4 protein-coding genes, 1 pseudogene and 1 riboswitch are annotated in these 5,139 nt (G+C 66.7%); of the genes and pseudogenes, 1 reads left to right on the top strand and 4 read right to left on the bottom strand.

All coding sequences use genetic code 11. The annotated features are described in order from the left end of the window. From QZ609_RS24375 to thiC, 4 genes and pseudogenes are all read right to left on the bottom strand, one after another. Positions 1-186 (bottom strand): annotated as a pseudogene (locus QZ609_RS24375) (thiazole synthase); the annotation flags it as partial. A 9-nt stretch (positions 187-195) separates the two neighbouring features. Further along, the gene (thiS, locus tag QZ609_RS24370) at positions 196-411 is read right to left on the bottom strand and encodes a sulfur carrier protein ThiS (protein WP_295500408.1); all 216 of its coding nucleotides are present in this window, start codon (positions 409-411) and stop codon (positions 196-198) included. Continuing rightward, on the bottom strand, positions 408-1,547 hold the full coding sequence (locus QZ609_RS24365; RefSeq protein WP_295500406.1) for an FAD-dependent oxidoreductase: 1,140 nt from the start codon (positions 1,545-1,547) through the stop codon (positions 408-410). Before QZ609_RS24365 ends, thiS begins: the two co-directional genes overlap by 4 nt. Positions 1,548-1,559: 12 nt before the next feature. Beyond that, positions 1,560-3,467, bottom strand: a complete 1,908-nt coding sequence (gene thiC, locus QZ609_RS24360) for a phosphomethylpyrimidine synthase ThiC (RefSeq protein ID WP_295500404.1) — start codon at positions 3,465-3,467, stop codon at positions 1,560-1,562. Between the two features lie 101 nt (positions 3,468-3,568). Continuing rightward, positions 3,569-3,670: riboswitch (TPP riboswitch) on the bottom strand. Between the two features lie 228 nt (positions 3,671-3,898). On the opposite strand from thiC, the gene QZ609_RS24355 reads away from it, so the two are divergent. Further along, positions 3,899-5,050, top strand: a complete 1,152-nt coding sequence (locus QZ609_RS24355; RefSeq protein ID WP_295500401.1) for a nitronate monooxygenase family protein — start codon at positions 3,899-3,901, stop codon at positions 5,048-5,050. The last annotated feature ends 89 nt before the right edge of the window (positions 5,051-5,139 follow it).

The raw sequence follows: 5,139 nt of genomic DNA, 5'->3' as shown, positions 1-5,139 counted from the left end.
GGGCGAGCCCGCGCTCTGGCGGCGCAGCGCCACGGTCAGCATGGCCGGGTTGGACGTGCGCACCGCTTCTTCCAGCGATTGCGGCGATGGATAGCGCGCGGTGCCCAGCAGCAGGCGCGAGGTAAAGACTTCGTCGTACAAGCGCAGCGGATCGGACGTCAGCGCGGAAAGATTCGTATCGGTCATCAGGAACTCCTAGCCGCCCACCACGGGCTGGACCAAGGCAATGCGATCGCCTGCGTTGAGCGCATGTTGCGCGTGGCGCGTCTTCGGCACGAAATCGCCATTCACGGAGGCGGCAAACGGCGGGGCGATCTGCAACTGTGGCGCAGCAGCGCCAATGGCGTCGGCCAGCGTGCTGCCGGCGGGCAGCGCGAGCGACAGATCATTAAGGGTGACGTTCAGCGTCATGACAAAACAGGTTCGGGCGATGCCGCAGCGGAAAACAGCGCAGGCCATTCGCTCGACTGCGCATCGAGGGCGCGACCGTCCAACAGCGCGTGTGCGGCAGCCACCGCAGCTTGGGTGACGGCGGGCGCGATCATATAACCGTGCCGGTACAACCCGTTCACAGAAAGCGTGCCGGCACCATCCCAGCGGATCGCCGGGCGATGATCGGGCAGGGTCGGTCGGCACTGCGTGTTCAGCTCCAGCACGCGCGCCTCGCCAAAGGCGGGGTGCACGGCATAGGCGGCGGACAGCAGCTCCAGCGTCGAGCGCACGCTGATGGGCGAGGCATCGTCGGATTCGATCTCGGTCGCGCCGATCACGTAGACGTTGCCCGGCTTGGGCGCGATGTAGATCGGGTAACGCGGATGCAGCATGCGCACCGGGCGCGTGAGCGACACGTCGGGCGCGTGGATGCGCGCGACCTCGCCGCGCAGGCCGCGCAGCTGCGGCCATTGCGGCTTGGCGCCGAGGCCCCGGCAGTCGAGCACGAGGCGTGCGCCCAGGCCGGCTGCGGCCAGCGCGTCCGAGCGCGGATCAGCGATCTCGGTGTTCCAGCGCAGTTGCACGCCCAGCGCTTCCAGCTCGGTCGCGAGCGCATCGAGCAGGGCGCGAGGGTCCAACTGGCCTTCGCCCGCCAGATACAGCCCCTGCGAGAAGCGCTGCGCCAGCGCCGGTTCCAGCGTGGCGATGCCCGTCGCGTCCACCGCACGCAAGTCAGCGGCGACGCGCTCGGGCGGTGCCGCGTTGCGCACGTGATTGGCGAAGAGCGAGGCCTCGCCCCGGTCTGCCGCATGCCACACCACCAGCGTGCCGGCCTGCTGGAAGAACACCGGCGTGCGCAGCGTCGGCAGCCAGTTGCGCCACAGCGCCAGGCTCGCCAACCCCAGGTCGACGACGAAACGATCGGCCACGGCGGCTTCGGCCAGCGGCGCCAGCATGGCGGCGGCCACGAACGCGGCGGCACCGCTGCCGTCGCGCGCGCCGCGCTCCACCACGGCAATGCGCGCGGGGGGTACCCCCGTCTGCGCGAGTTGCCATGCACACAGGCGGCCTGCGAGGCCGCCGCCGAGGATCGTTACGTCAAATGGGGTTGGCATTGCACCGGTTGGTTAGCTGTAGATCTTCGCGCCGGCCTTGCGGAACTCGATCGACTTCTCTTCCATGCCCTGGGTTGCGCTAGCAGCGGCAGAGCTGGCGTTGGCGTCGAGCGAGGCCGCATAGTCGCGCACCTCCTGCGTGATCTTCATCGAGCAGAACTTGGGGCCGCACATCGAGCAGAAGTGGGCAATCTTGGCGCCCTCGGCGGGCAGGGTCTCGTCGTGGAAGGCGCGTGCCTTCTCGGGGTCGAGGCCGAGGTTGAACTGGTCTTCCCAGCGGAATTCGAAGCGTGCCTTCGACAGCGCGTTGTCACGCAACTGTGCGCCCGGCCAGCCCTTCGCAAGGTCAGCCGCGTGCGCGGCGATCTTGTAGGTGATGATGCCTTCGCGCACGTCTTCCTTGTCCGGCAGGCCCAGGTGTTCCTTGGGCGTGACGTAGCACAGCATGGCCGTGCCATACCAGCCGATGTTGGCCGCGCCGATGCCGCTGGTAATGTGGTCGTAGCCCGGGGCGATGTCGGTCACCAGCGGGCCCAGCGTGTAGAACGGGGCTTCGAAGCAGTGCTTGAGCTCTTCGTCCATGTTGGCCTGCACGCGCTGCAGCGGTACGTGGCCCGGGCCCTCGATCATCACCTGCACGTCGTGCTCCCACGCCTTCTTGGTCAGCTCGCCCAGCGTGTGCAGCTCGCCGAACTGCGCAGCGTCGTTCGAGTCGGCAATGCAACCCGGGCGCAGGCCATCACCCAGGCTGAACGACACGTCGTACGCCTTCATGATTTCGCAGATCTCGTCGAAGTGCGTGTACAGGAAGTTTTCCTTGTGATGCGCCAGGCACCACTTGGCCATGATCGAGCCACCGCGCGAGACGATGCCGGTGATGCGGTCCGCCGTGAGCGGCACGTAGCGCAGCAGCACGCCGGCGTGGATGGTGAAGTAGTCGACGCCCTGTTCGGCCTGCTCGATGAGGGTGTCGCGGAACATCTCCCACGTCAGGTCTTCGGCCACGCCGCCGGTCTTGTCCAGCGCCTGGTAGATCGGCACCGTGCCGATGGGCACCGGCGAGTTGCGCAGGATCCATTCGCGCGTCTCGTGGATGTGCTTGCCGGTGGACAGATCCATGATCGTGTCGGCGCCCCAGCGGATCGCCCACACCATCTTTTCCACTTCCTCGGCCAGCGAAGACGTGACCGCCGAGTTGCCCAGGTTGCCGTTGATCTTCACGCGGAAGTTGCGGCCGATGGCCATCGGCTCCAGCTCGACGTGGTTGATGTTGGCCGGGATGATGGCGCGGCCGGCGGCGATTTCCTGGCGCACGAATTCCGGCGTGATGTCTTCCGGACGCTGCGGCAGGTTGGCGCCATACGAGAAGCCCGGATGCTGCTTGAGCAGCTTGCGGTACTCGGGCTTGTCCATAAGCGCTTGCAGGTTCAGCGATTCGCGCAGCGCAACGTATTCCATTTCCGGCGTGATGATGCCGCGACGTGCATAGTGCATCTGGCTCACGTTGGCGCCCGGCTTGGCACGGCGCGGATTGGTCAACTGTGCGAAGCGCAAGTGCGCGGTGGCCGGATCATGCGCGCGCGCCTGGCCATATTCCGACGACAGGCCCGGCAGCACCACGGTGTCGCCGCGCTCGTCGATCCACTTGGCGCGCAGCGGGGCCAGGCCCGCCTTCAGGTCGATGTGCACGTCCGGGTCGGAGTACGGGCCCGAGGTGTCGTACACCGGGATCACCGGGTTCAGCGATTCGCCCTGGTCGGTGCGCGTGGCGGTCTGCTTGATGGTGCGCATCGGCACGCGCAGGTCCGGGCGGCTGCCGGCGATGTAGGTCTTGCTGGAAGCCGGATAGGCGAACTTCTGGTCGAGCTCGGACTGCAGCGAGTCGAATGAGGCGGCGGGGGCGTTTTTGGCTTGGGGCATGGTCTCGTCCTAGATTCTTGGCCTGGCGGGGCAGGCTGTGGACGAAACCGGGAGAGGTGGCGGGGCCTGAAAGTGAAGCGGTCGGGCTGCCAGAGACTACGCGGTAATCTGAAGAAACTTCCCACGCCGGTACGAACCGGATCGGGTGCGAAGGGACTCTCTCAGCCGCGCGGCCCATCCGCACGGCACCCCTGTTTCATCCAACGAGCCTGAATTTAAGCACAGGCAGGCGCGCGGTGCCAAGGTAAAAACCCGGACGCCGCCCCTCACGACCCATCACGCCCGGTCAGTTCTGACCTGACCGCGCTGCAATGTGCCCTCCCGCGCACCGATGTGACACGCCTTGACCTGGCGCAACCCCGCGCCGTTTCACCTGTGCGACGCTCGATCCCATTTTCTATTGCATTGCGGCAATGCCGCGGGGAGTTGTCATGCTGGAGCGTCGTTTCACACTCGCGGGGCGCAGCCTCGTGCCCATCGTGCAGGGCGGGATGGGCGTGGGTATCTCGGCGCATCGGCTGGCCGGCGCCGTGGCGCGCGAAGGCGGCGTCGGCACCATCGCCAGCATCGACCTGCGCCACCACCATGCGGACCTGGCGGCCGCCACCGAAAAGTCGCACGACAAGGAGGCCATCAACGCCGCCAACTTGGTCGCGCTGGACCGCGAGATCCGGGCTGCGCGCGAGCGTAGCCAGGGCAACGGCATGATCGCCGTGAACGTGATGAAGGCGGTGGAGTCGCACCCAGCGCTGGTGCGGCAGGCGTGCGAAAGCGGCGCCGATGCCATCGTCATGGGGGCGGGCCTGCCGCTCGACCTGCCGGAGATGACGGCCAACTATCCGCAGATCGCGCTGATCCCGATCCTGTCCGATGCGCGCGGCGTGAGTGTGGTGCTCAAGCGGTGGATGAAGAAGGCGCGCTTGCCCGATGCCGTGGTGATCGAGCATCCCGCACATGCGGGCGGGCACCTGGGTGCGGCGCGCATCGAGGATCTGGGCGACGAGCGGTTTTCGTTTGCGCGCGTGCTGGACGAATGCCGGGAGTTGTTCGTCAAGCTGGGGCTGGCGGCGGAGCAGATTCCGCTGATCCTGGCGGGCGGCATCGATTCGCATGCCAAGGTGCGGCATTGGCTGGACAAGGGCGCGGCTGCCGTGCAGCTGGGCACGGCGTTTGCCGTGACGGAGGAGGGCGATGCGCATCCGCGCTTCAAGCGCGTGCTGACGGGGGCGGAGGATGGGGATATCGCCGAGTTCGTCAGCGTGGCGGGGCTGCCGGCGCGGGCGGTGATGACGCCTTGGCTGTCGCGGTATCTCTCGCGCGAAAGCGCCTTGCAGGCCAAGGCCAAGGTGCGGGATTGTTTGCAGGGGTTTGATTGTCTGCAGACCTGCGGGTTGCGGGATGGGATTGGGAAGGTGGGGCAGTTCTGCATCGACCTGAAGCTTGCTCAGGCGCTGCGCGGTGACGTGGAGCGCGGGCTGTTTTTCCGGGGGGCGGGCAAGCTGCCGTTTGGGCAGGCGATCCGGCCTGTGCGCGAGCTGATGCACTACCTGTTGACTGGGGAAAAGCCGGTTGTTGTTGGGTGAAGGTTTTGGTGTTGGTGGTTTGCCTCCCTTTCGTCCCCTGCCGGGGCCGACCTACTTTTCTTTGTCTTGCCAAAGAAAAGTAGGCAAAA

The organism is uncultured Ralstonia sp., from assembly GCA_913056305.1.
GTDB lineage: Bacteria > Pseudomonadota > Gammaproteobacteria > Burkholderiales > Burkholderiaceae > Ralstonia.
The sequence above is the reverse complement of the archived record's forward strand: the minus strand, read 5'-3'. Positions and strand labels throughout refer to the sequence as shown.